Source organism: Ignavibacteria bacterium, from assembly GCA_016873845.1.
Lineage (GTDB): Bacteria > Bacteroidota > Ignavibacteria > Ch128b > Ch128b > JAHJVF01.
Window position 1 is genome coordinate 1 of the sequence record VGVX01000027.1, and the last position, 23,989, is coordinate 23,989.

Here is a 23,989-nt window from a genome sequence, read left to right on the forward strand (position 1 = left end):
GACGCATCAGAAGCCATTCCAACGAAGGCATGTCCCATTCCCATTGCACGTGCGTTTTGAGTGCCTGTTTGAAAACCACCTGCAAATGTAAGGTTGACTAATGCGACTAAAAAAAGTACTACTGTTAGTAGTTTTTTCACGTAACCTCCTTTTTTTTTGTTGCCGCAATAATAGTCATAGTGTTAAATAATGTCAATCAGAAATTATTTGATTTTTCACTCAAAAAATGGATTTTCAACTCTTTCAGCTAGGACTAACTTTCGTTATACGTAAAAATGTATTAATTGAATTTGCAATGGCGTCTTCATAACTTAGTTTCAACGATGAGTAAAATTGAAGAGAAAAAAGTTGTTTTCGTAATTGCGGAGAGCAATTTCCATGATCAAGAATTTCTAATCCCGAAAAGAATTTTAGAATCAGCAGGAATCAGAGTCTTTATTGCTGGAACGACTAACATTCTTTCCATCGGGCAATATGGTTTGCGAGTTAAACCTGAAATTATACTACCCAATTTAAATCCAATAAATTTTAATGCTATTGTTCTTGTTGGCGGGACTGGCTCAAAAGAGCTATGGAACAATAAATTGCTTCATAGAAAACTATTCGATTTCAATAAAAGTAAGAAATTGATCTGTGCCATTTGCAGTGCAGTTGGAATTTTAGCACATGCAAAATTGTTAGTCGGGATAAAGACTGCTGCGTATGCCTCGGATAAAGAAATAATCAAAGAGTTAGGTGCTAACATCGGTTCTAACGACATTGAAATTGATAATAGGATCATCACAGCATCAGGACCAGAAGCTGCCGTAGAATTTGCAAATATAATCGAACAGAAATTGAAACGAAGTTAAGGCAATACCAAAATATGACGAGAAGAAAATCAAGAAAAATATTAGTTGGCGGTGTACCAATTGGAGGTGATTCACCGATCTCGGTACAGACAATGACAAAAACTAAAACTTCGGATGTTGAAGCAACCGTTAATCAGATAAAGGATGCTGAAGAAGCCGGCTGCGATATTATTCGTGTGACCGTAAACGACAAAGAGGCATCCGCAGCTATGAAAGAAATTGTCTCCAGGTCTAAAATCCCTATTGTTGCGGATATTCATTTCAATCACATCTTCGCACTTCAATCGATGGATGCGGGTGTTGCTAAGGTACGGATTAATCCCGGCAACATTGGTTCTGAAGAGAGAATAAAAGAAGTGCTTCTGAAAGCAAAACAGAAAAAAATTCCAATTCGAATTGGTGTTAATTCTGGTTCACTCGAAGAAGATATTCTACAAAAACATGGCTATCCAACAGCAGAAGCACTATTTGAGAGTGCAATGAGACATGCCCATATTTGCGAAAAATATGATTTCCAAGATATTGCAATTTCAGTTAAATCGACTGATGTCAAATTAATGATCGATGCTTACAGATTAATTGCAGAACGAACAGATTATCCGCTTCACCTCGGAGTGACTGAAGCCGGGACAACTCGAGTTGGAACAATAAAATCCGCTGTTGGAATCGGGACATTGCTTGCTGAGGGGATTGGAGATACGATCCGAGTTTCTTTAACCGATGACCCAGTGAAGGAAGTTGAAGTCGGCAAGGAAATTTTGCGTTCTCTTGGACTTGCGAGCAGAAATGTTGAGATAATTGCATGTCCAACTTGCGGCAGACTGGAAGTCGATCTTTTCACAATAACGAATAAACTTGAAGAAGCCGTAAAAGACATCAAAAAACCAATAAAAGTTGCTCTTTTGGGTTGTGTTGTAAATGGACCCGGTGAAGCAAGTGAAGCAGACATCGGAATTGCCGCAGGAAAAGGTGTCGCGATTTTATATAGAAAAGGGGAAGTCATAAAAAAGATAAAAGAGGAAGAAATTGTTGAAGTTTTATTAGAAGAAGTAAGGAATTTTCAACCAAAAAGTGAGCTTAACTTCGTCAAATAAACTCGACTTTTATTGAGTAAACTCGACTTCGTTGAAGAACTTGACAGAGCGAAATAATTATGATATATTGCTTGTGTTAATAAGGTATTGAAACGGAGGCGATAGAATATCTGGAAATACTCCTATTTCACGAGAAAGCGACTAATTTGGAACTTAAAAAATGCACTTCCTTTGAAGTGCATTTTTTTTTGACTTAATATGAAGATACTCGATGTAATTAATTTCATTGAATCATGGGCGCCCAAGCAAATTTCCTGGGATAAGGATAATGCTGGACTTCAAATCGGCTCACGAGACGTCTCGATTGATGCCATCCTTTTAGTTCTCGATGTGGATGACCAAGTTTTTAAGAAAGCAGTTCGAAATTCGGCAAATTTAATCATATCTCATCATCCACTGATCTTTAATCCCCTTAAGAATCTTGATTTTGGTGTAAAGCGAAATCAGCTAATTAAGAATCTTATCAAACACGAAATAACTCTTTATTCTGCTCATACAAATCTCGACTTCACTAAAGATGGTGTGAGCTTTGCTCTTGCTCAGAAGTTGGGACTAAAAGGAATCGACTTTATCGAAAATATTCCTCAGACACAGTATAAGATTGTTACTTTTGTACCTCAAAAAAATCTTGAAACTGTTTTAACAAGCTTATCAACTGCAGGGGCTGGATTGATTGGCGAATATTCCAACTGCAGTTTTCAAACTGAAGGAATTGGGACTTTCAGAGGTTCTGAATTATCAAATCCAAGTGTAGGCAAAAAAGGGAAACTTGAAAAAGTTGCTGAAGTAAAATTAGAAATGATCTTCGAGAAATGGAAACTAAATGCTCTTCTTAAAGCCCTTCACGAATCTCACCCTTACGAAGAACCTGCTTATGATATCTACCCGCTTGAAAACAAAAATGTCAATTTTGGATATGGTGCCTTCGGCATTTTAGACAAGCAAGTCGAAACTGAAAAATTTATTCGAAAAGTTAAAACATCCTTAAACGCTCCATCTGTAAAATGGACTCGTGGAAAATTAAAACCTATTCAAAAAGTTGGAGTTTGCGGAGGCAGCGGTTCGGATCTGATTCAATCTGCAATTGCGAAAAAATGTGATGCATTCGTAACTTCTGATGTTAAGTACCACACTTTTCAAGATTATGAAGACGAAATCGTTCTTATTGATGTTGATCATTATTATTCAGAGGCAGTGATATTGGAGGTATTCAAGAATAAATTAGAGAAATTTTTCAAATCACAAAATGTTAAAGTACCAGTTGAAATTTATTATCAACAAGAAAATAAAATAAGAGTTTTATAAAAATACAGGAGAATAAATAAATTGCAGAAACGATTAAAATCACTTTGGCAAGTTCAGCAAGTTGATAATGAACTCGATAAGTTGGAAGAATTACGAGGCGACCTGCCAAGAGAATTAAGATTGCTCGAAGAAAGATTTAAAGAACTTTCCGAAAAAGTTGAAGAAAGAAAACAGCAGCGAGTTGATTCGCAGAAGAAACGTGAGGAAAACGATGAGGAAGTTGCTCTTTCAAAGGCGAACCTGAAAAAATATAAAGCACAATTGCTCCAGATTAAAACAAACCGGGAGTATGATGCTTTAATGAAGGAGATCGATCATACTTCTGAGATGATCACAAAACTTGAGGAGGAGAATAACTCACTTGCTGATTTGAGCAGAAGAAGTGCCCAAGAAATAGAAGAGCTTGAACCAGAAATTGGAAAGATCAAAGAAGAGATTAAGGATAAGTCGAAAGAACTCGGAGAGATAGATAAAAAAACTGAAAAAGAACGGAATGCACTTCTCTCAAAAAAGGAAGCTGTGGTTTCAAAAATCAGTAAAGGTGATTTGAGCTATTACAATCGTATTCGCGAGGCAAAAGGAAGAGCAATTGTCCCGATTCGGAGAAATGCTTGCGACGGATGTTTTGCATCGGTTTCATCTCAGAAGCAGTTAGAAATTCGTCGAAACGATAGACTTTATACATGCGAATCCTGCGGTAGAATTTTAGTCTCGAGTGAAATTGAAAAATCGACTTTTGATTCTAACTGATTAATAGAATAATTGTTTTTTAGAAGAGTTCCCTTATTACGGCTCAAATCTGCGACCAGTTGTCGATTGGTTTTAAGATGAAATAAGTTTTAATCCCAAGTTATGTTCAAATTTAGGGTGTTAGACATTTTTGAGTTCAAATGAAAGCCGCTAATGAAGAATTAATTAAATCATACCTTATAAAGGTAAAGAATGCTAACAAAGAAGCAACGAAGAAGGAAGCATTCAAAGACCTATTAAATCGTCTTTACTCTCAAGATAAAGAAATTCTGAAACTTATTGATATTATTACACTTGGTTCTGAAAAAACAATTCTTAACATCCCCAGAAAAGATAAAATTCATAGAGGGAGTGCTGATACTCTATTCAATCATATAATTATTGAATTTGAGAATAATCTTAGTCTCACCCTAAACCATGCCAAAGAACAGCTTGCAGGATATTTATTAGGGCAGCTTAGATCAGGTGAAGACTATAATTTTACTTTAATTGCCTCTGATTTCATTAGCTGGAAAGTTTTCGCTCCAGATGTTTCTTGTCTGGAAAAAATGGAGGATTTGCAGGAACACGAACTAATTTTGAATGAAGTCAAAAATGCTTCATTTATTTTAACTGAAAAAAATGCAGAAGAATTTTATTACTGGATTGATCGTTTTCTATTCAAGGAAGAAAAGCAAAAAGCAACTCTTAAAAGAATTGAAGAAGCATTTGGATACCAGAGCAATATTTTTATCGAGTCGTTCCGCGAATTAAGCAAATGGTTTTATGAAGCGAAGAAGTTTGGTGAAGTGCAAGTTTCGTTTGAGCAATGGAATAAATTCTTAAGTATAGCTTATGGCGGATTCGATGCACACGATAATATATTTTTAATTCATACTTACCTCAGCATCTTTTCAAAGATGCTCGCTTATAGTGTTGTTTCCAATGATGATTTTATTGACGATTCTGAACTGAAAGGAATTCTTGACGGCACAATTTTCCGCAGGTATAATATTCGGAATTTTGTTGATAACGACTTCTTTCATTGGGTCAATTCCGAGAGAAGTTTCAACAATCTCAAAAAAGCATTTCGGCTTATTGCTCAGGAAATTTCCAATTTTGAATTCGAAAATGTTGATGAAGATATTCTCAAAGGCGTTTATCAAGAGTTAATCGATATTGATACACGACATTCGCTTGGCGAATATTACACTCCCGATTGGCTTTGCGAAAGAATTGTAAAAGAGTTTGAATTTACGTCCAACTGACCAGGCAAAACAGATAAAATACTCGACCCTGCTTGCGGAAGCGGTTCCTTTTTAAGAGCAGCTATTCACAGAATTAAAGAGCTAAATCCAGATGTTAGCGTTGAAGAGTTGAATGAACAGATTTATGGAATTGATATTCACCCGCTTAGTGTCCAGATAGCCAAAACAACTTTACTGCTTGCACTTGGCAAGGAAATCATAAACGCTAAAAAGCCCGTTTATCTTAACATAATTCTTGCAAAGACACTTCTTGCACCCGAAGGAGTTCAAAACCTTTTCGGCAATGAATTTATTTTAAACATTGATAAAGAAAATTATCATTTAACCACTCAGATTCTAGACGACGTTAAGCTTTTCGACGAAGCTCTCGGAGTATGCGATGACTTGGCAGAGCAAACTTTGGGTAAGAGAAAAGAATCGGAAGAAGTATTTGAAAACATTTTCAGAAAGCATTTTGCAAATAATGGAAATAAATCGGGAGCTAACAAACAAGTAATAGAAAGCTTCTATAAAATTTATACGGGATTAAAAGCCGTTAAAGATAAAGGAAGAGACAGCATCTGGAAGTTTATTGTGCAGAATCTTTACAAACCGTATTTCCTCGCTGGCAAGTTTGATTATATAATCGGAAATCCGCCATGGTTTACTTACAGTTCAATCAGGAATGAAGACTATCAAAGCATACTTAATACTCTTGCGGATAAGTATGATGTTAAGCCTGATGAAGTTAAGAATTTTACTAATCTAGAAATTGCAGCTATCTTTTTATCATATTGCAGCAGCTACTTTCTAAAAGATAATTCTCATCTAGCATTTGTCTTGCCAAGAAGCTTTTTCAGCGCCGATCATCATAATAATTCAAGAACAGGAAAATCAAAAGGTTACAGGATAGTAAACCTTTGGGACTTGAAAGATGTTAAACCACTATTCAGAGTTCCAAGTTGCGTTTTCTTTGTGCAGAAAGCAGACAAACAAAGACGAATCTCAAGTAAAGGATTGTCTGGTAGGACTTTTATTGGCAATTTAAATACCCATAATTGTAAACTTGCAGATGCAAAAGAATTAGTTGAGGTTGAAGTAAATTGGTATTTAAGAAAACAAGGAAAATCAACAGCGTTTTCAAATAAGAAATCTGGTTCAAGTAAAGAAGGAAATCCATATAAAAAATTATTTAAACGAGGAGCAGAAATAACTCCACGGAATTTTTATTTTATTGAATTAACTCAGGAATTTCCGTCTGATTGGGATGATAGAATAATAAATATTCAGACTTCTGCCTCATCAAAAAAAGAAGCAAAGAAACCATGGAACCTAGTTGATATAAATGGAAAGATAGAAAGCCAGTTTTTATTTAGAACTGCTCTTGCAAAAAGTATATTACCTTTCGCACTTTTAAAACCTGATTTAATTGTTTTACCGATGTTGGTTAATAAAACTGAGGCAGGGACAAAGGATATAAAGTTATTCACTGCCGATGAATTGAGAGAAGAAGGATTTCTTAATGCGTCAAAGTGGTTTCAAAATGCAGAAAGATTTTGGGAAGTTTATAAGACAGCGGCAAACAAAGAGTTGACCGCAATTGATTACCTGAACTATCATAATAAGCTCTTAAGTTAGAATTTGAATGCTGAACATATAGTTATTTACAATTCATCTGCGAAAGATGCGAATGCTACCGTTGTAAATAGAAATAACTTAGATTTTGAATTCTTTATTGACACAAAAGCTTATGTTTATTTTACAAAGAACCCAGTTGAAGCATACTATTTAACTGCAATATTGAACTCAAAAATTCCCAATGAACTTATGAAGGATTTTCAATCCAAAGGTTTATTCGGTGCACGGGACGTTCATAAAAAGATACTCGACATATACTTCCCCAGATTTGATGAAAGCAATGAAATACATTTACATCTTGCAGAATTAAGTAAGTCAGCACACAAAAGAGCAGCAAAATATTTGGAGGATAATCCACCGAAAAAAGAACTAACTGCCACCCGTCTCGGCAGACTCCGTCTTGATATAAAGAAACATCTTGCAGAAGAGATGAAGGAGATTGATAGGTTGGTTAAGAGGGTTGTGGAGTGATTAGAACTTATGTGAACCCATCCTAATCCTTCCCTTACAAGGGAAGGACTTATTGGTAGTAATGTCATTACATTTTATATCTGACAGAAGATATGATTAGAATGTTTTATATTAAAAATAACGTCTCTCTCTTTTTAGAGGGAGTTTTCAGATGCAAGGCAAACTCTTCCTAATCCTTCCCTTACAAAGGGAAGGACTTGTTAGTAGTGATGTCATTACATTTAACATCTTGACAGAAATGCAAATGAAATGTTTTATATTGATTATAAGTCTCTCCCTTATTAATAGAGAGATTTTCCCGAAAGATGCCTTTGGCAAGAGAGGGTCACTATGAGCTTAAATAGTAAAACAAAGTTAGTAGAAAGTGCCAAAATTGTCTGTAGAGAACTAAGAAAAAATTCTACCAAAGCAGAAAGAATTTTTTGGGAAAAAGTTCGCAACAAACAATTCTACGGAAAGAAGTTTTACAGGCAATATCCAATTTTCCATGATAGAACAGGTAAAGAGACATTCTTTGTCGCTGATTTCTTTTGTCATTCAGATAAGCTAATAATTGAACTTGATGGAAAATACCATGATTACAGATTGCAAGAGGATTCAGAGAGAACAGAAATTCTAAATGACTTAGGTTTAAGAGTAATCAGATTTTCTAATGAAGAAATAGTTGAAAATGTTAGCTCAATTCTTATCAAACTTAAATCGTTCCTCTCTATAGATAAATAGAATTAAGCTGTCTCAATTGGAATTCTCTTCATTATAGCGATTAAAAAAGCTACTTCTTACATAAACTGTTCAAACTTATTCTCTTCTCTTATTAATCTGCCCAATAAATTCTAATATCACGATTAGACATTTTTAAATTACAGTTGCTTGAAAAGAACAGATACTTCAACTCGTCCCCTCCGAAGGAGTCCTTTGGACTTCAGTTCCCCTTCTCTTGGAAAGAGAAGGGGAAACAGGGGTTGAGTTTTGATTCTTAACAAAAAAAATCAGTAACAATAAACGTTCAATTATTTCTCTTTATATCGTCTTGGACAATAAAACTAACTCGTATTCAATTATAATTACAGAAATCAGAGGATTTTGTACAAATCTTTTCTTATATTTTAATCACGGTGGAGAGATGGAATTAATTCCATCCATTCATTTTGATTTTTGAATTTTTGAATACAATCTGATTCAGCTTTGACAATCTCTCATCAAAGTGCTGAAATTATTTACAATAAGTTTTTGAAAAAATATTGAGAGAAATGATCGAAAATAAAGGTAATCGTTCTGCATTTATGCAGGAAGGAAAGTCCGAACTCCACAGAGCACGATACCTGATAACTTCAGGGGGTCAATTGATCCGCCCTAAGATTTTTATGCTGTGGCGGGTATAAACAATTGGCTACGGAAAGTGCCGCAGAAAAAATACCGCCCCGATTTTTATCGGGTAAGGGTGAAAAGGCAGGGTAAGAGCCTACCGCTCTGACAGTAATGTCAGGGGTTTCGTTCTGCAGAGTTTTTGCGAGCGAGATTCTATCAAAGTTTTTGATGGAACCAGGTAAACCCTATCGGGAGTAAGGTCAAATAAGGAAGGAAGAAAAATGATTCGGTTCGAACATATTTCTGCGAGGTTGCTCGCTTTCGCTTTCACTTCCGGGTAGACCGCTCGATTTCATTGGCGACGATGAAACTAGATAAATGATTACCGTCCCGATTTTCGTAGGATTTTCGGGAAACAGAATTCGGCTTACTTTTCGCTCGCTTCTCTCCTAAAATTTCCCAATGATACAGAAACGCTGGAAAATATCTGAGTTCAAAGAGACATTCACTCGCGGAATATTATCCGACGAGCTGAATATTAGTCCTGTTTTAGCTCAAATTTTAATTTCAAGAGAAATTGATACTTTCAAAAAAGCGAAACTATTTTTTCGTCCGGAGTCAACAGATCTCCACGATCCATTTGAAATGGATGGGATGGAAGCCGCAGTTAAAAGAATCATTAAATCTCTTACCAATAATGAGAAAATTCTTATCTACGGAGACTATGATGTTGATGGAACAAATGCAGCATCAATGCTCTATTTATTTCTGCGGGAAATAGGCGGCGATGCCACAATTTACATTCCAAATAGATTAAAAGAAGGTTACGGAATCTCACCTGCAGGCATTGAAGATGCGGTTAAGCTTGGTGCGAGTTTATTGATATCGGTTGATTGCGGAATAACTGCAATCGAAGAGACTGAATTTGCAAAATCACTAAATATCGATTTAATTATCTGCGATCATCACGAACCATTGAGCATTATTCCAGATGCAGTCGCAGTATTAGATCCTCTAAAACCGAATTGCAAATATCCATATAAATATTTATCAGGCTGCGGTGTAACTTTCAAATTGATTGAAGGCATTTCAATGTCAATTGGTATGAGAGAGCTTCCGGGTAAATATTTGGATTTTGTGGCTGTATCTGGTGCGGCGGATATTGTTCCTTTAACCGGTGAAAATAGAATATTAGTAAAATTCGGATTAGAACGGCTTAACAATGATCCTCGGCCTGGATTTAAAGCAATTATAGAAAAAGCTGGATTAACTATCGGCAATATAAACAGTACAAATATTGTTTTCGGAATTGCTCCGCGGATTAATGCTGTCGGAAGACTCGGTGATGCGCAGCGAGCGATTGATTTATTGATTGCAAAGGATTTTGATTCCGCTGCTGAGTTCGCAGAAATTCTTGAATTAGAAAACCGCGAAAGAAGAAAAATAGATGAAGAAACTTTCAACCAGGCAGCAGCAATAGTTGAAAGTAAAATCGACTTTGCTAAGGATAAAGCGATTGTTCTTCACAAGGAAGACTGGCATGCAGGTGTAATTGGAATAGTTGCATCGCGGCTTGTAGAAAAATATTACAGACCATCAATCATGTTAACTACGGTCGAAGGAGTAGTTAAAGGTTCGGCAAGAAGCATTGCAGACTTTAATATTTACGACGCCATAAAAAAGTGTGAAGATTCACTTCTCCAATTCGGCGGACATAAAGCCGCGGCTGGAGTTTCAATTTCTACAGATAAATTGGACGAGTTTAAGGAAAAATTTCTAAATGTTACGCGTGATGAAATCACTAACGAAATGCTTACGCCGGCACTTAAAATTGATGCTGTAATTGAACTTAATGAACTCACTCCAAAATTTTTAAGGATATTAGAACAATTTGCTCCATTTGGTCCCCAGAACATGAAGCCAGTATTTTTGAGTGAACAAGTTGAAGTACTTCCAAATCTCCGCATCGTTGGAAATAATCATTTGCTTTTTAGAGTTAAACAAAATGGATCAAGCGTTTTTGACGTTATCGGATTTGATATGGGACATTTCAGCGAGGAGTTAGATATGATTAACAATAAAATCGATATTGTCTATTCGATAGATACAGTTTCAAAAAATGGCAATTCATTTCCACAGTTCAAATTAAAAGATTTAAGATTATCGGAAGAAAATAATTAGGAGTTTATAATGTCAGGGCATTCAAAATGGTCAACTATTAAAAGAAAAAAAGCTGCTACCGATTCAAAACGAGGAAAACTATTCACTAAATTGATTAAAGAAATTACAATCGCTGCCCGCAACGGTGGTGGAAATCCAGATGGGAATCCAAGACTTCGACTTGCAGTTGATGCTGCTAAAACCGCAAACATGCCTGCTGATAATATTGACCGAGCAATTAAAAAAGCCACAGGCGAGCTAGAAGGAGTTAACTATGAAGAGATTACTTATGAAGGTTACGGTCCTGGCGGAGTTGCAATTTTAATCGAGACAGTCACAGATAATAAAAATCGAACTGTTTCGGAAGTAAGACATTTGTTTTCAAAACACAATGGCAGACTTGCAGAAAACGGCAGTGTAAATTGGATGTTCGATCGAAAGGGAATTATCACACTCGATAAAGCTCAATTGACCGAAGATGAATTGATGCTGCTCGTACTCGAAGCCGGTGCGGAGGATATGACAATAGAATCAGACTATTTTGAAATTCAAACTTCATTGGAAAATTTTGATAAAGTAAGAAAAGCACTTCAAGAGATGAACTTAAATTTGGAGAGTGCATCACTCCAGATGATTCCAAAGAATCTTGTTACCATTAGCGGAAATGACAATTCAGGTGCGATTAAACTGCTGGAAGCATTAGAAGATAATGACGACGTCCAAAATGTCTATACGAATGCGGATATAATTGAGGAGTAGAAGCGTTTTATTCTTTTGAGTAATAACTTTTTAATGTTTATTTAATAAACCCAACACTCCTTAAAGTTGGGTTTTTATTTATTATCAATTTTTTAGTCTGAATTTTGTATTTTAATCCATCAAAGATTCAATTTTTACAGTTATTAATAAATGATAATACTCGGCGTCGATCCTGGCACATTAACAACCGGTTACGGAATAATCGAAGCAGAAAGATCCGAAATTTCCTTAATTGCATCAGGAGTCATTAAGAGTGCAAAAAAATCTAAGCTCCCGTTAAGACTTGAATTGATATACAATGAACTCGCAAAAATTATCCAAAAGTATTTGCCGGATGAATTTGCGATTGAAAGTGCGTTTTATGGCAAGAATGCCCAATCGGCTTTAAAAATAGGTCACGCAAGGGGTGTATCGATCCTAGCCGCAATTCATTTTCAAATTCCGACGGCTGAGTACTCTCCTCGAGAAATAAAAAAATCAGTTGTTGGTAATGGAGCAGCTTCAAAGCAGCAAGTGATGTATATGGTAAATCATCTATTAAAATTGAAACAAAAAAAAACTAAACTTGACGAAACTGATGCGATTGCTGTGGCTCTTTGTCATTTTCAAAAATTATCATCTCCTGTGAAAAGACATAAAGATTGGAAAGCATTTATTGAAGCGAATCCTCAATTAATACTCAAAAAATAATTTCAGAAAGATTCTATGATCTCATTTATTAAAGGTCATGTTGTTCAAAAAAATCCAACGAGAGTAGTAATCGAATCCAATGGGATAGGATATTCCGTGAATATTTCTCTCAACACATTTGAAAAGCTTCCTGAAGTAAACTCGGAGGTTAAACTGTATGCGATCCTAATTCCGCGTGAAGATGCATTTTATCTTTATGGGTTTAGTGATGAATTAGAAAAACAAATGTTCGAGTTATTAATCTCGGTCAGTGGGATTGGTCCTAAAGTTGCACAGGGAGTATTATCACGAATAATCCCCAGTGAACTAATAGATTTCATCTCTCATGGAAATATCTCTGCACTGACTAGTATTCCCGGAATTGGGAAAAAAACTGCCGAGCGGCTGATTGTGGAACTTAAAGATAAGCTTGCAAAACTTCCATCTGAATTTGAACAAAAAATTTCCGTTGGTGAGGATATAAGAATTCAAGCATACCATGCACTCGTTACTCTCGGTTACCAAAAGCAAATTGCTGAAAAAGCAATTCGTTCAGCTCTAAGTGAAATCAAGAACGAAGATTTATCTGTCGAAATACTTTTAAAAAAATCTTTGCAAAGCTTGAACAAGTGATTTAAGCAAGAGTTAGAAATGTATAATTTTTTCTGTAAGATTTTGCCCGTGATCTCTCAAGCGAATTGTAATGTTATTTTTTCCCTTTTCAGCAAGCCTATCAATAATAATAAAGAATGATGAGATATCTGGATCGTATTCAGCAAGCGCCCGAACTCCATTCACAAAAACTTCAATAGCAGAGAAATCAATACCGAATCCAACATCACGCACTTTAAAAACAAAAATAGGTACCTCTGCTGTTGTAGAATATTCTCCCATTGATGTATTCAAGTTCCCTTTTCTTAAAATTCGCCAATCAAGAATTTCCGGTGGTGTATTGTCAGAAATTAATTTTATGTCACCCAAACTAGAATGTATATAGCCCACCATCTTCCCATTTATAGTTTGGGAGGAAATATCTTTCCATTCACTTAGACGATTAACACCGTAGCGAATATTTTTTTTATCTGGAGATATGCTCTCCACTCTGATTGGTGACTTTATTAAAATATTTTTGGGATAGAAAGATATTTCATTTTTTTCGTAATTCAATTTTGCAAATATTGGATGATAGAAAGCTCCCACAGGAATAGTTACTAGGAATTTATCATCATAAGTTTTGATAGTGATGCTGTCTTTATCGAAAGAAAGAAAGTTCCCCTTCATTAAAAGACTTTTTTGATTGTTGTTATTAAGATAAAAATTTACACCACCATAAATATTTGGATTTACATCAATCAATGATGAATAACTATTTTTTCCCGAATTGGAAACCGGATACCGAAATTCCTGGTCGTTTGCCTCCACAAGAATTTCTGTTTTTGAATCTAAAACGTTTTTTGAGTTGAATTGCAGTAAGCAACTTTGATGAAAATATTTCAATGTTACATTTTCGACATTGCTAATGCTATCTCCATTACTGCCAATAAGCAATGATTGAGGATTCTCAAATCCATGATTTGTTATTTTTACAGAGAGCCATTCATACTTTCTATTCGGTAGTTTCACTTCCGTTGTATAGAGATTTTTCATCTCATTTGAATCTAGAACTTTTCCTTTTGAATCAAAGAAACTATATGCAAACTTTGAAATTGGTAGAGAGCTTTTTATACTAATTTGAGTTGCATTGATGGACCAATCGGCAGTTGGCATATCGTCGGTAACATATAACCCAAAAACTAAAGAGGTTTTATTATCGTAATTATCGTATGCAGTTAGATAAATTGTGTTCATGCCTTTATCAAGCTTTTTGGAATCTAAAATTCCATCGCTTCCATTTGGATAAAAGTTAATGTTTTCCCCATACTCGTCAAAAAGCTTGTAAACTACCTGCTTATTTAAGTAGAATTCATAATGATCGCGCGTAAAGAATATTTTTCTTAAGCGGTCGTTTTCAATTTTTTCAAAGTTTATAGAATAAATCAGATTCGCTTGATCGTTCAAACTCATTCTGATTTTTTTAATCCCAAAATCATTTGTTCCTTTAGCGTGTGAGCGATCAGATATTTTCACTAAAATTCCTGCTTTTCCATTTAGATGCGTATAAGCTTGAACGGGTTTTTTCCCCTGATTGTCGTACAAGACTTTTTCATTTATATCCAAGTCGATTCTACTATCATATCCTACAGGAACGATTTTCACCAATTCAAAACTTGGTGAAATTGTATCAATAAGTGCAATCTTCACATTTGGAAATGACAATGGATTTAACCGATTCCCATTTGGTTCTCGGATTTCAAAATGCAGATGCGGCGTACCGGATCCGGATTCGCCGGCAAATCCTATAACTTCTCCTTTCCGAAAGATAAAGGCATCGGAATCGAGCTCATGGTCAATATTTTGTGAAAGTGTGGAAAGCTGTTTGTCCCGAACGAATTTGTTTAACTTGGGTTCGAAGTTTTCGAGATGAGCATATACAGTTATGAAAGAATCTGGATGCTGCATGTAAATAACTTTTCCATATCCGAACGGAGAGAGTGAAATTCTTTTAACAAATCCATCTCTTGAAGCAAATACTGGCTGCCCGGTTAAATTGTTAGTTCCTAAATCTATTCCTCCATGATGGTGAGTTTCACGAAATTCACAGAAAGTCGATGTTAGATATGCTGTCGAGTCAAGTGGGAATATATAATCTGAAGAGTCTGTCCTCGTAATATGAATTGGGGGGAGGTCTATAACTCTCGACTCAGCTTCTAATTGGTCGTCAAGTGCTTTAAACGTACTGATGAGATAAAAGGTTGTTGCGAGTACAACAACTAATCCAATTACCGCAATCAAACCGTAAATTGTTTTTTTACTCATGATAATTTCTTATATGAATAAGTAATGAAGACATTTATTTAGTCAAATATTTCGTTTTCAATTTTTGCAATCAAGCAATTTCAGTAAAAATAGTCGACACACTTTCAATCTCTGCTTTTAGCTTATCACCGATTTTTACTTCGCCTACTCCCGGAGGAGTTCCCGTAAAAATAATATCTCCTTCTTCAAGAGTAAAGTAAGTAGAAAGATATTCGAAAATGGATTCAACGTTATAAATCATACTCGAAGTATTATCATTTTGCCGCATGACATTATTTACCCAAAGCTTTATGGACAAATTATTCGGATCATCAATTTCAGCCGTCGAAACAAATTCACCTAAAACAGTTGATGTGTCAAAACATTTGGACATTTCCCAAGGATGTCCATTTTTTTTCAACTGTGATTGAATGTCGCGTAAGGTCATATCCAATCCGACTGAATACCCAGCAATGAAATCCATTGCTTGGGATTTTGAAACTTCCTTGCAAGTTTTTCCGACAATCAGAACTAATTCAGTCTCAAAGTGGAGTGAGGTTGAAAATTTCGGGTGTGATATTTTTTCTCCTGAAAAAATAATAGACGAAGCCGGTTTCATGAATATTACCGGCTTATCGGGAACTGCATCGCCAAGTTCCTTCGCATGCTCAAGATAATTCTTACCCACACAAAGAACTTTTCCAATTGAATATGTTTTTTCTGAACCTTTAATCTTAACTGTTTGCATATATACTTAGAGATTATGTTTTCTGTTTTTTCTTTTTTGCCGCCGGAAATAGAACGTTATTTAGAATAAGTCTGTATCCAGGTGAATTCTTGTGAAGTGTTAGTTCGGTCGGCGGATCTCCAACTTGATGCTGATAATCTTCTGGATCGTGTCCTCCGAGAAAACAAAACGTCCCGCGTCCAAAATCACCACGAATATATTTTATTTGATTAGTTCCGTCTCGTTTACCCATCACAGTGACATTCTTTTTAATCAAGATCTCTCGGAATGCTGTTGTCTGTCCCATGAAACCACGAATTACGTTTACATGATTTTGAGTCAACATAGTTGGTACTGGATCATATTTCGCGGAAAAATCAAACAATGTGAAATAATCATTTTCAAAATTACCTATTTCTGCAGGCTGAATATCAATATCGGAATATTCATATACGTATGGATTCATCTCAAGCTTGAAATCTGTAAACGCAATAGTTTGCGAATAATCTAATTTGCTTTGTGCATTTTGATCCGGTGGATCACCATCAAACATCTTATCACAGATATCAACATTCTTTGCTGCAAGGGCAATATCATATGAATCAGTGGCAGAACACATTGCAAGAAGAAATCCACCATTTGCAACATAACTTTTAATGTTTAATGAAACATCTCGCATCATTTCGCTCACTTTTCTGTAACCGTTTTTCTTTGCATTATTCTCGTAGGTTATCTGCTGTTCGATGTACCATTGCGTGTTAGCAAAACTCGCATAAAATTTTCCATACTGCCCGGTGAAATCTTCATGATGCAAGTGAATCCAATCGTATTTAGGAAGTTCTCCTCTTAGTATTTCATCATTCCAAATTTTATCGTAGGGAATTTGGGCATAGTCAAGAGCAAGAGTTACAGCATCATCCCACGGATTAAATTCAGGAGGAACATAAACTGCAATCTTCGGTTCTTTTTCTAATCGAACGACATCCATGTTGTTGTTTTCGGACTGAACTTCATTGTAAATGTTTGCCGCGTCTACTCCGCTAATTTGATTAAAATTTACACCTCTAATTCTACATTGGGATAAAATTTCATCATTTGCATCCAACACGAATGATCCACCGCGATAATTGAGAAGCCAATCTACTTGAAGTCCTTTGACTAATGCTGCATATGCGATCCCATAAGCTTTTAGATGATCGGATTGTTTTAAATCCATTGGAATAAAAATTTTCCCCTGTCCAAATAAAATGCTCAGAGGAAATAGCTTGATAATTATTAAAACTAATATTGTTTTAATCATTTCCCAGAAGCCTGGATTTCCTTTTTAGAAATTTTAGTTTCGTCCTTTGGAGATTTGCTTATAAAAACCGGTTCATCATAATTTACTACCGTAGATTCAGTGATTAAACATTTTTCAATATTTTTTCTGGATGGTAGATGATACATAACATCCAACATAAAATCTTCAACAATACTTCTGAGTGCTCTTGCTCCGGTCCTTCTTTCTTGCGCTTTTTTGACAATTGAGTCAAGAGCTTTTGGTTCAAATTCGAGTTCAATATTCTCGAGCGAAAAAAGTTTTTTGAATTGTTTTAATATTGCATTTCGCGGTTGAGTAAGAATTTCTTTCAAAGCATCCAAGCTCAATGAATGAAGCGGAGCAATCACTGGTAATCGCCCGATAAGTTCTGGAATTAATCCGAATTTCAAAAGATCATCAGGCTGAATTAAATTAAGCAATTCATCATTTGAAATATCGCGGCTTCCTCGAATCTCAGCTCCAAAACCGACTTTGCTTTTGTTAGTACGAGCAGCTACAATTTTTTCAATTCCTTCAAACGCACCACCGCAAATAAATAGGATGTTTTTCGTATTCACATTGATAAGCGGCTGCTCTGGATGTTTTCTACCTCCCTTGGGAGGTACACCAGCCACGGTTCCTTCTAAAATTTTTAAAAGTGCCTGTTGCACTCCTTCGCCTGAAACATCTCGTGTAATCGATGTACTTTCACTTTTTCTTGAGATCTTATCTAATTCATCAATGTACACTATTCCCTTTTGGGCTTTTTCAAGATTGTAATCGGCAGCCTGCAGCAAATGAACAAGAACAGTTTCAACATCATCGCCGACATATCCAGCTTCGGTTAACGTAGTCGCATCGGCTATTGCAAATGGAACATCGAGAATTTTTGCAAGCGTCTGGGCAAGCAGAGTCTTTCCAACACCAGTTGGACCGATTAATAAAATATTACTCTTCTCGATTTCAACTTCATCAAAATCTAAAAACGTCGAAGTCGATTGAATTCTTTTATAATGATTATATACTGCGACTGCCAAAACTTTCTTCGCACGGTCTTGTCCAATTACATGTTCATCTAATGTTTGTTTTATCAATTCCGGCGTTAAGATCGCATCCTTTCGCACTTTTGGTGAAAGTGTATCTGCATTATTTCGTAAAATGTCAACAGAGCTGCCGATACAAAGATCGCAAATATAAACATCATGCCCTGCGATCATGCTTCCTACTTCATGCCCTTCTCTGCCGCAGAATGAGCATTTTACGATTTTTGTGTTCTTTTTGTCTGCCATATTAATTCTCTTTTAAACTTTTATAAATTATTTTCTTTTATTCTATTTATAATTTTTCTTGCTTCTGTAATTAGTAAAGATTGTGGATAATCTACAAGCAATTTTTCCAAAAATTGAATTGTTTTAATTGAATCTTTTATTCCATACAGATAAATCTCGGTTTGCCTAAATAGAGCTCTATCTCCAAAGATAGTTTTATCCTTTTGATCAACAATATAGACAAGCTGAGCCAAGGCATTTGAATAGTCGTTAAATAAAATTTTAAGTTCAGCGATTTCAAATCTAGATAAGTTCGTGATATTCAATCCGTCATCACCTCGCGAAAGCTTCTCAAAGGACTCAACAGCTTCTGAAAACTTCTTTTGATCAATTAATTGCTGAGCTTTAATAAAATTTAATACATTATTATTGTCTTCATTCTCTTGAATTAAAATCAATAATTCAAGTACATCATTTGTAACATCGAGAAGATTATTTTTACTTAATTGAATTAATTTATTCTTTGCTGAATCTACCAGTCCTTTAAGTATAAGCAATTCGGCAATTTTATAATCACTGTAAAATCTCTCATTCTCACTTGCACGCGGCGAAATTCGTACTTGTGTAAAGTAATTTTCCGCTTGAGAATAATTTTCTCGGATTTTCTCAATTTCAGCTAAAAGCAATAACGCTTTTGCATGAAATTCACTTAGTGGGTAGTAATCAATAACTTGCTTTAACAGCGGTTCAGCTGACTGGATATCAAAAAAATATTCAAAATTGATTCGACCAGCTTTGAATAAGGCTTCAGCAATTAAATTTGAAGCTGGAAAATCTTTTATGACCACACTATAAAAATCAATTGCATGCTTTGCTGTTTGGTTATCAGTACTAACCGGCCGTCGATACTTTTTCCATTTGCCAGTGATTTGTTCCGCTTCTAATGTAAATTTTTCCTCATTGGAACGAGCTAATCCGATGATCGAAAAGGCGCGTAGATCTTTTGAGTCAGAATATTCTCTAAGTAGGTATTCATATGCACTTATAGCTTGAGCCAATTCCTTTTCTTTGTATGCCCTATCGGCAAAAGAAAGTATCTCGTACCCTTTTGAGTTACTGAGATGGTCAATCTTCCAAGCTGCATCAAACGCTTTTGTAAATTCCTTCGCTTGAAAATATAACCAAGAAAGTATTCTCATCGCGGCAAGATTATCTTTCGGTGCAGTTTCAAATATTTGAATTGATGTTTTTAATGCATCAAGCTTATTGAAAAAGCTTGCCAGTTTGCTCTGGACAAATCCAGATTGATTTTGATCAATTTTTAGAAGCTCAACCATTTCAATACACGCTGCTCTGTAATTCATAAGAATTGCATGAACTGATATCAAGTCAATTGAAAACATCAAGTAGTCGGCTGTTGCTTTTTTTCCTTTCTCTAGCACATCAATAGATTTTTCAAACAACCGATTTTGAATCAATGTATTTGATATGAATTTATAAGCCATCGGATTTTTGGGATCGAGATCAATGCCTCTTTTCACAAAAAAGTTCAGCGAGTCATCCATTTCTTTCCGGTTGTAAATTACGGCTATCTCTCCATAAAGATTAAAATCATTTGGATGTAGTTGAAGTCTTTGTTTCAATATTCCAATTGCTTCATCATATTTTTTTAATTGATTCAATCCGCGAAGAAATGCTTCATAGTATTGGTATTGATTTGGTTCTTTCTTAAATAATTCGCGGTAAAGCTCAAGTGCCTTTTCATGATTGCCGATCGATTCATAGCTTTGAGCTAATCTGAATTTATTCATGTCATCGATGTTCTGAGAATGTGCCGTTTCCCATTGACCGCAAAAGACAGTAACAAGAATTATGATTGAAAATATTTTTCTAACCAAGTTTCTCAAGTATTAACTCATTATTCCAAATGAATGCAATTACTCATTTCAGAACAAAATCTATCCGTGGTAATTGGTATAATCCGTGTCATTCGTGTTCTATTAATGCTAACAATTTTACCTTATTGAGCTTTAACTCACAATGCACAAATTTAATTCTTCTAAACTTATGCTTTAACTATTTTCGGCAACTATTTTAATAATAAATAGTTAGAAGAGCAAACAAATTCTGTTCTGTTTTTTTGAAATGCAAAATCGATTTCTTATTTTCGTTAAAATTTTTCAATATTTATGCGAATTTCAAAGTTATTCTTACCAACATTAAAAGAAGTTCCCACTGATGCGGTGATTCCAAGCCATATTTTAATGGTGCGTGCAGGAATGATTCGTGCTCTTGGCGCGGGAATTTATTCTTTTCTTCCGCTCGGATATAAGATGATAAAAAAAGTTTCAGACATTATACGCCGAGAAATGGATGCGATCGGTGGACAGGAATTTCATCTTCCAGCATTAAATCCAAAAGAGCTCTGGGAACAAACTGAAAGAGTTGAAGCTTTTGGCGATACGATGTTTCACGTAAAAAACCGGGATTATGTTCTGGCGCCAACGCACGAAGAAGTAATTGCGGAGATTGCTTCGAATAATGTGAAATCATACCGTGACCTGCCGCAGATTTGGTATCAGATACAGACGAAGTTTAGAAACGAACCGAGACCGCGCTCAGGCGTAATTCGCGGAAGACAATTTTTAATGAAAGATTCCTATTCTCTTGATGCAAACTACGATGGTTTAGATAAGAGCTACGAGTATCACGCCGAAGCGTATAGAAAAATATTTAACTCTTGCGGATTAAAATTTTTTGAAGTCGGTGCATCGAGCGGCGCAATGGGGGGAAGCGGTTCGCAGGAATTCATGGTAGAATCCGATGCCGGCGAGGACACATGTGCAATTTGCGATAATTGCAATTACGCTGCAAACGTTGAAGTTGCTTCTGCAAAGTCTGCCGAATTTCAAAGAGACAAGACTTCTGAAAAATTAAAAGAAATACATACACCGAATATTCGCTCGATCGATGAACTTTCGGAATTTTTGAAAATACCGACTGAACGTTGTGCAAAATCGAGAGTCTATATGCACAATGAAAAACCGATTTTGGTTTTAATGCTCGGCAACGACGAAGTGAATGAGTCAAAACTTCTCTCTGCACTTGGAGGTAAAGTCCGACCTGCTCATCCGGATGAATTGAAAGAAATCACCGGCGCTGATGCAGGCTCAATCGGACCGATTGAAACCAAACTTAGAGTTATTGCCGATGTAAAGCTTCGAAATGCAAATAACATGTACAGCGGCGCAAATAAGAACGATTATCACATCGGCGGAATTGATTTTGTGCGTGATATCCCTCAATGTAAATTCTTCGACTTGCATTATGTTGAAGCAGGAAATGAATGTTCAAACTGCGGTTCGACGCTGCGAGTAGTAAAAGCAATTGAGTTGGGACATATTTTTAAACTCGGAACTAAATATTCAGAAGCTCTCGGTGCAAAATATTTGGACGTTGACGGAAAGGAAAATCCAATTGTAATGGGAAGCTACGGAATCGGCGTTGAGCGAATTGTCGCATGCTTGATAGAACAAAATCACGATGCTAAAGGGATTATTTGGCCGCAGCAGATTGCTCCATTCAAAGCACATCTGCTCGGAGTTAATATGAAAAATGAAAGCGTACGGTCCACTGCCGATAAAATTTATTATGAGTTCAATGAGAGCGATATTGAAACTCTCTACGACGACCGTGATGATGTTTCGGCAGGATTCAAATTTAACGATGCAGATTTGCTCGGAATGCCGATTCAAGTAATTGTCGGCGAGAAGAATCTTGCCCACAATCGAGTTGAAATTAAGTACCGTGCAACCGGTGAAAAGCAGTTAGTTGAAGTCGGACAAGTTTTACGCACGATACAAAACATTTTAACATAATTAACAATGTAAAATGAAGAATGCACAATTAAAGTGCAGATTATGTAATCCGCTTTCTTATTTCTCAAATAAATGACAACAAAAAGAATCAATAAACATAATTAGGTAAAATTTTTATTTTTGATTTGTAGTTTTCCATTTTGCATTTTAACTTTTGCAATAATTTAGGAGGAAATATAAACAACCCAACGATCGCCGAAAAATCCCCAGCCATTTTGGAGCTTGAAGCCGGTACTTATTGGTGGTGTCAATACGGACTGTCAAAAAATCAGCCATTCTGCGACGGATCACACGGGACGACGTCTTTTACACCTCTGGAATTTACACTTGAAGAGAAGAAGAAAGTCGCTTTGTGCCGATGCAAACAAACGAACAAAGCTCCCTACTGTGACGGGACACATAAAAATCTTTAACCGAAAGCTCGCCCAATAGGGATTTTATTTCTGTGAATTCCCGGTTGAAAGTTAACCACAGAATTTTTATTAATTATCCTTATCTTTGAAGTGTAAATTTAATTTTTAACCATTGGGAATAAATGAACAGCAGATTATATAAGCTTCAGAAATTAGGACAAAGTATCTGGCTCGATAATATCAGCCGCGGAATGATAAAAACCGGTGAATTGCAAAGATTGATTGAGCAAGGTGTCACTGGTGTAACATCAAATCCATCGATTTTTGAAAAAGCAATTCTCAACAGCAATGATTACGATGAATCGATTTCAGAACTATTAAAAAGGGGACTAAATCCTGATCAATTAATTGAAGAATTGATGATCGATGATATTCAAAGAGCTTGTGATCTTTTCACACCAGTTTTCGAGAGATCGAATGGGAACAATGGATTTGTGAGCATTGAAGTTGATCCGCGGCTTGCAAATAAAACTCAGGAAACAATTGACGCAGCAAATCGAATCTGGGGAAAAGTCAATCGGCCGAATGTTATGATAAAGATCCCGGCAACAAAAGAGGGATTGCCTGCAATAGAAGAATCAATCGCAAACGGATTGAACATAAACGTAACGCTGATTTTTTCTATTGAGCGCTACAAAGAAGTCGCCAATGCATACATAAATGGATTAAGAAAAAGAAGCGAGAAGAACTTAGATTTATCTAACATAAATTCAGTCGCGAGTGTATTCGTGAGCAGAATTGATACTATAGTCGATAATGAAATTGTTAAGATGATAAACTCCGGTAAACCCGAACTGACAAACCTCTTAGGAAAAACTGCTGTACACAACACACGTTTGCTATATCAATCATTCAAAGAGATTTTCGCCGATTCAGATTTTATCAGTTTGAAAAAGACGGGAGCAAAACTCCAACAGCCGCTCTGGGCAAGTACAAGCACGAAGAATCCGACTTACAATCCGCTTCTTTACGTGGATGAGTTATTCGCGAAAAATACTGTCAACACGCTTCCGCCTGTAACTCTTGAAATGATGTTTGAAAGAAGCCAGATCGATTTAGGAATTGAGAACGATCTGGATAAAGCCAAGCAAGATATTAATTTGCTTCAGCTACATAATATTAATCTCGACAAGCTGTTGACTCATCTTGAAATTGATGGAGTGAAAGCTTTTGCCGACTCATACAATAATCTGCGTGAGTCACTTGTAAAAAAGATTGAGTTAGTTAAAGCTGCAAGTTGATAGTAAAGAATGAGAACAGATTTGTTCAGGCTGAGC

The 23,989-nt window shown here is 35.9% G+C and carries 20 protein-coding genes and 1 other RNA gene; 16 read left to right on the forward strand and 5 right to left on the reverse strand.

Translation table 11 applies throughout. From position 1 onward, the window contains the following. The first annotated feature begins 323 nt into the window (after positions 1 to 323). The 13 genes from FJ213_06860 (at position 324) to ruvA (ending at position 12,864) form a co-directional block, all read left to right on the forward strand. The gene (locus FJ213_06860; GenBank protein MBM4175878.1) at positions 324 to 851 is read left to right on the forward strand and encodes a DJ-1 family protein; all 528 of its coding nucleotides are present in this window, start codon (positions 324 to 326) and stop codon (positions 849 to 851) included. A 14-nt stretch (positions 852 to 865) separates the two neighbouring features. Further along, positions 866 to 1,945, forward strand: coding sequence for a flavodoxin-dependent (E)-4-hydroxy-3-methylbut-2-enyl-diphosphate synthase (gene ispG, locus FJ213_06865; GenBank protein ID MBM4175879.1), 1,080 nt, complete (start codon positions 866 to 868; stop codon positions 1,943 to 1,945). Between the two features lie 198 nt (positions 1,946 to 2,143). Continuing rightward, entirely contained in the window at positions 2,144 to 3,250 is a 1,107-nt protein-coding gene (locus FJ213_06870) for a Nif3-like dinuclear metal center hexameric protein (GenBank protein ID MBM4175880.1), read from the forward strand. A gap of 21 nt (positions 3,251 to 3,271) precedes the next feature. Beyond that, the gene (locus FJ213_06875; GenBank protein MBM4175881.1) at positions 3,272 to 4,000 is read left to right on the forward strand and encodes a hypothetical protein; all 729 of its coding nucleotides are present in this window, start codon (positions 3,272 to 3,274) and stop codon (positions 3,998 to 4,000) included. A gap of 140 nt (positions 4,001 to 4,140) precedes the next feature. After that, positions 4,141 to 5,247 carry a hypothetical protein gene (locus FJ213_06880; GenBank protein MBM4175882.1) on the forward strand — a complete coding sequence of 369 codons (1,107 nt, stop codon included), beginning with the start codon at positions 4,141 to 4,143 and terminating at the stop codon, positions 5,245 to 5,247. 18 nt (positions 5,248 to 5,265) lie between these two features. Next, positions 5,266 to 6,864 carry a hypothetical protein gene (locus tag FJ213_06885; GenBank protein MBM4175883.1) on the forward strand — a complete coding sequence of 533 codons (1,599 nt, stop codon included), beginning with the start codon at positions 5,266 to 5,268 and terminating at the stop codon, positions 6,862 to 6,864. 3 nt (positions 6,865 to 6,867) lie between these two features. Continuing rightward, positions 6,868 to 7,335, forward strand: a complete 468-nt coding sequence (locus FJ213_06890; protein ID MBM4175884.1) for a hypothetical protein — start codon at positions 6,868 to 6,870, stop codon at positions 7,333 to 7,335. 330 nt (positions 7,336 to 7,665) lie between these two features. After that, complete coding sequence (locus tag FJ213_06895; protein MBM4175885.1) at positions 7,666 to 8,058, forward strand: endonuclease domain-containing protein; 393 nt, start codon at positions 7,666 to 7,668, stop codon at positions 8,056 to 8,058. 528 nt (positions 8,059 to 8,586) lie between these two features. Next, an RNA gene (gene rnpB / locus FJ213_06900) (RNase P RNA component class A) lies at positions 8,587 to 9,088 on the forward strand. Positions 9,089 to 9,105: 17 nt separating this feature from the next. Further along, positions 9,106 to 10,824 (forward strand): single-stranded-DNA-specific exonuclease RecJ, encoded by a 1,719-nt coding sequence (recJ, locus tag FJ213_06905; GenBank protein MBM4175886.1) that lies wholly within the window; start codon positions 9,106 to 9,108, stop codon positions 10,822 to 10,824. 9 nt (positions 10,825 to 10,833) lie between these two features. Then, positions 10,834 to 11,562, forward strand: a complete 729-nt coding sequence (locus FJ213_06910) for a YebC/PmpR family DNA-binding transcriptional regulator (protein ID MBM4175887.1) — start codon at positions 10,834 to 10,836, stop codon at positions 11,560 to 11,562. A gap of 150 nt (positions 11,563 to 11,712) precedes the next feature. After that, positions 11,713 to 12,252: a crossover junction endodeoxyribonuclease RuvC gene (ruvC, locus tag FJ213_06915; protein ID MBM4175888.1), complete on the forward strand. Its 540-nt coding sequence runs from the start codon at positions 11,713 to 11,715 to the stop codon at positions 12,250 to 12,252. Positions 12,253 to 12,267: 15 nt separating this feature from the next. Then, positions 12,268 to 12,864: a Holliday junction branch migration protein RuvA gene (ruvA, locus tag FJ213_06920; GenBank protein MBM4175889.1), complete on the forward strand. Its 597-nt coding sequence runs from the start codon at positions 12,268 to 12,270 to the stop codon at positions 12,862 to 12,864. Between the two features lie 12 nt (positions 12,865 to 12,876). Here ruvA and FJ213_06925 read toward each other — a convergent pair whose 3' ends face one another. The 5 genes from FJ213_06925 to FJ213_06945 all read right to left on the reverse strand — a co-directional run bounded on the left by FJ213_06925 (position 12,877) and on the right by FJ213_06945 (position 20,319). Beyond that, complete coding sequence (locus FJ213_06925) at positions 12,877 to 15,147, reverse strand: M23 family metallopeptidase (GenBank protein MBM4175890.1); 2,271 nt, start codon at positions 15,145 to 15,147, stop codon at positions 12,877 to 12,879. Positions 15,148 to 15,217: 70 nt separating this feature from the next. Then, complete coding sequence (locus FJ213_06930; protein ID MBM4175891.1) at positions 15,218 to 15,874, reverse strand: fumarylacetoacetate hydrolase family protein; 657 nt, start codon at positions 15,872 to 15,874, stop codon at positions 15,218 to 15,220. Positions 15,875 to 15,887: 13 nt separating this feature from the next. Next, positions 15,888 to 17,141, reverse strand: a complete 1,254-nt coding sequence (locus FJ213_06935; GenBank protein ID MBM4175892.1) for an asparagine synthetase B — start codon at positions 17,139 to 17,141, stop codon at positions 15,888 to 15,890. Between the two features lie 8 nt (positions 17,142 to 17,149). After that, positions 17,150 to 18,442: an ATP-dependent Clp protease ATP-binding subunit ClpX gene (gene clpX / locus FJ213_06940; protein ID MBM4175893.1), complete on the reverse strand. Its 1,293-nt coding sequence runs from the start codon at positions 18,440 to 18,442 to the stop codon at positions 17,150 to 17,152. Between the two features lie 20 nt (positions 18,443 to 18,462). Continuing rightward, entirely contained in the window at positions 18,463 to 20,319 is a 1,857-nt protein-coding gene (locus FJ213_06945) for a tetratricopeptide repeat protein (protein ID MBM4175894.1), read from the reverse strand. 291 nt (positions 20,320 to 20,610) lie between these two features. Here FJ213_06945 and FJ213_06950 point away from each other — a divergent pair, with 291 nt between their 5' ends. The 3 genes from FJ213_06950 (at position 20,611) to tal (ending at position 23,953) form a co-directional block, all read left to right on the forward strand. Next, positions 20,611 to 22,299 (forward strand): proline--tRNA ligase, encoded by a 1,689-nt coding sequence (locus tag FJ213_06950; protein ID MBM4175895.1) that lies wholly within the window; start codon positions 20,611 to 20,613, stop codon positions 22,297 to 22,299. Positions 22,300 to 22,475: 176 nt separating this feature from the next. After that, on the forward strand, positions 22,476 to 22,712 hold the full coding sequence (locus FJ213_06955; protein ID MBM4175896.1) for a CDGSH iron-sulfur domain-containing protein: 237 nt from the start codon (positions 22,476 to 22,478) through the stop codon (positions 22,710 to 22,712). A gap of 122 nt (positions 22,713 to 22,834) precedes the next feature. Further along, entirely contained in the window at positions 22,835 to 23,953 is a 1,119-nt protein-coding gene (gene tal, locus FJ213_06960) for a transaldolase (protein ID MBM4175897.1), read from the forward strand. The last annotated feature ends 36 nt before the right edge of the window (positions 23,954 to 23,989 follow it).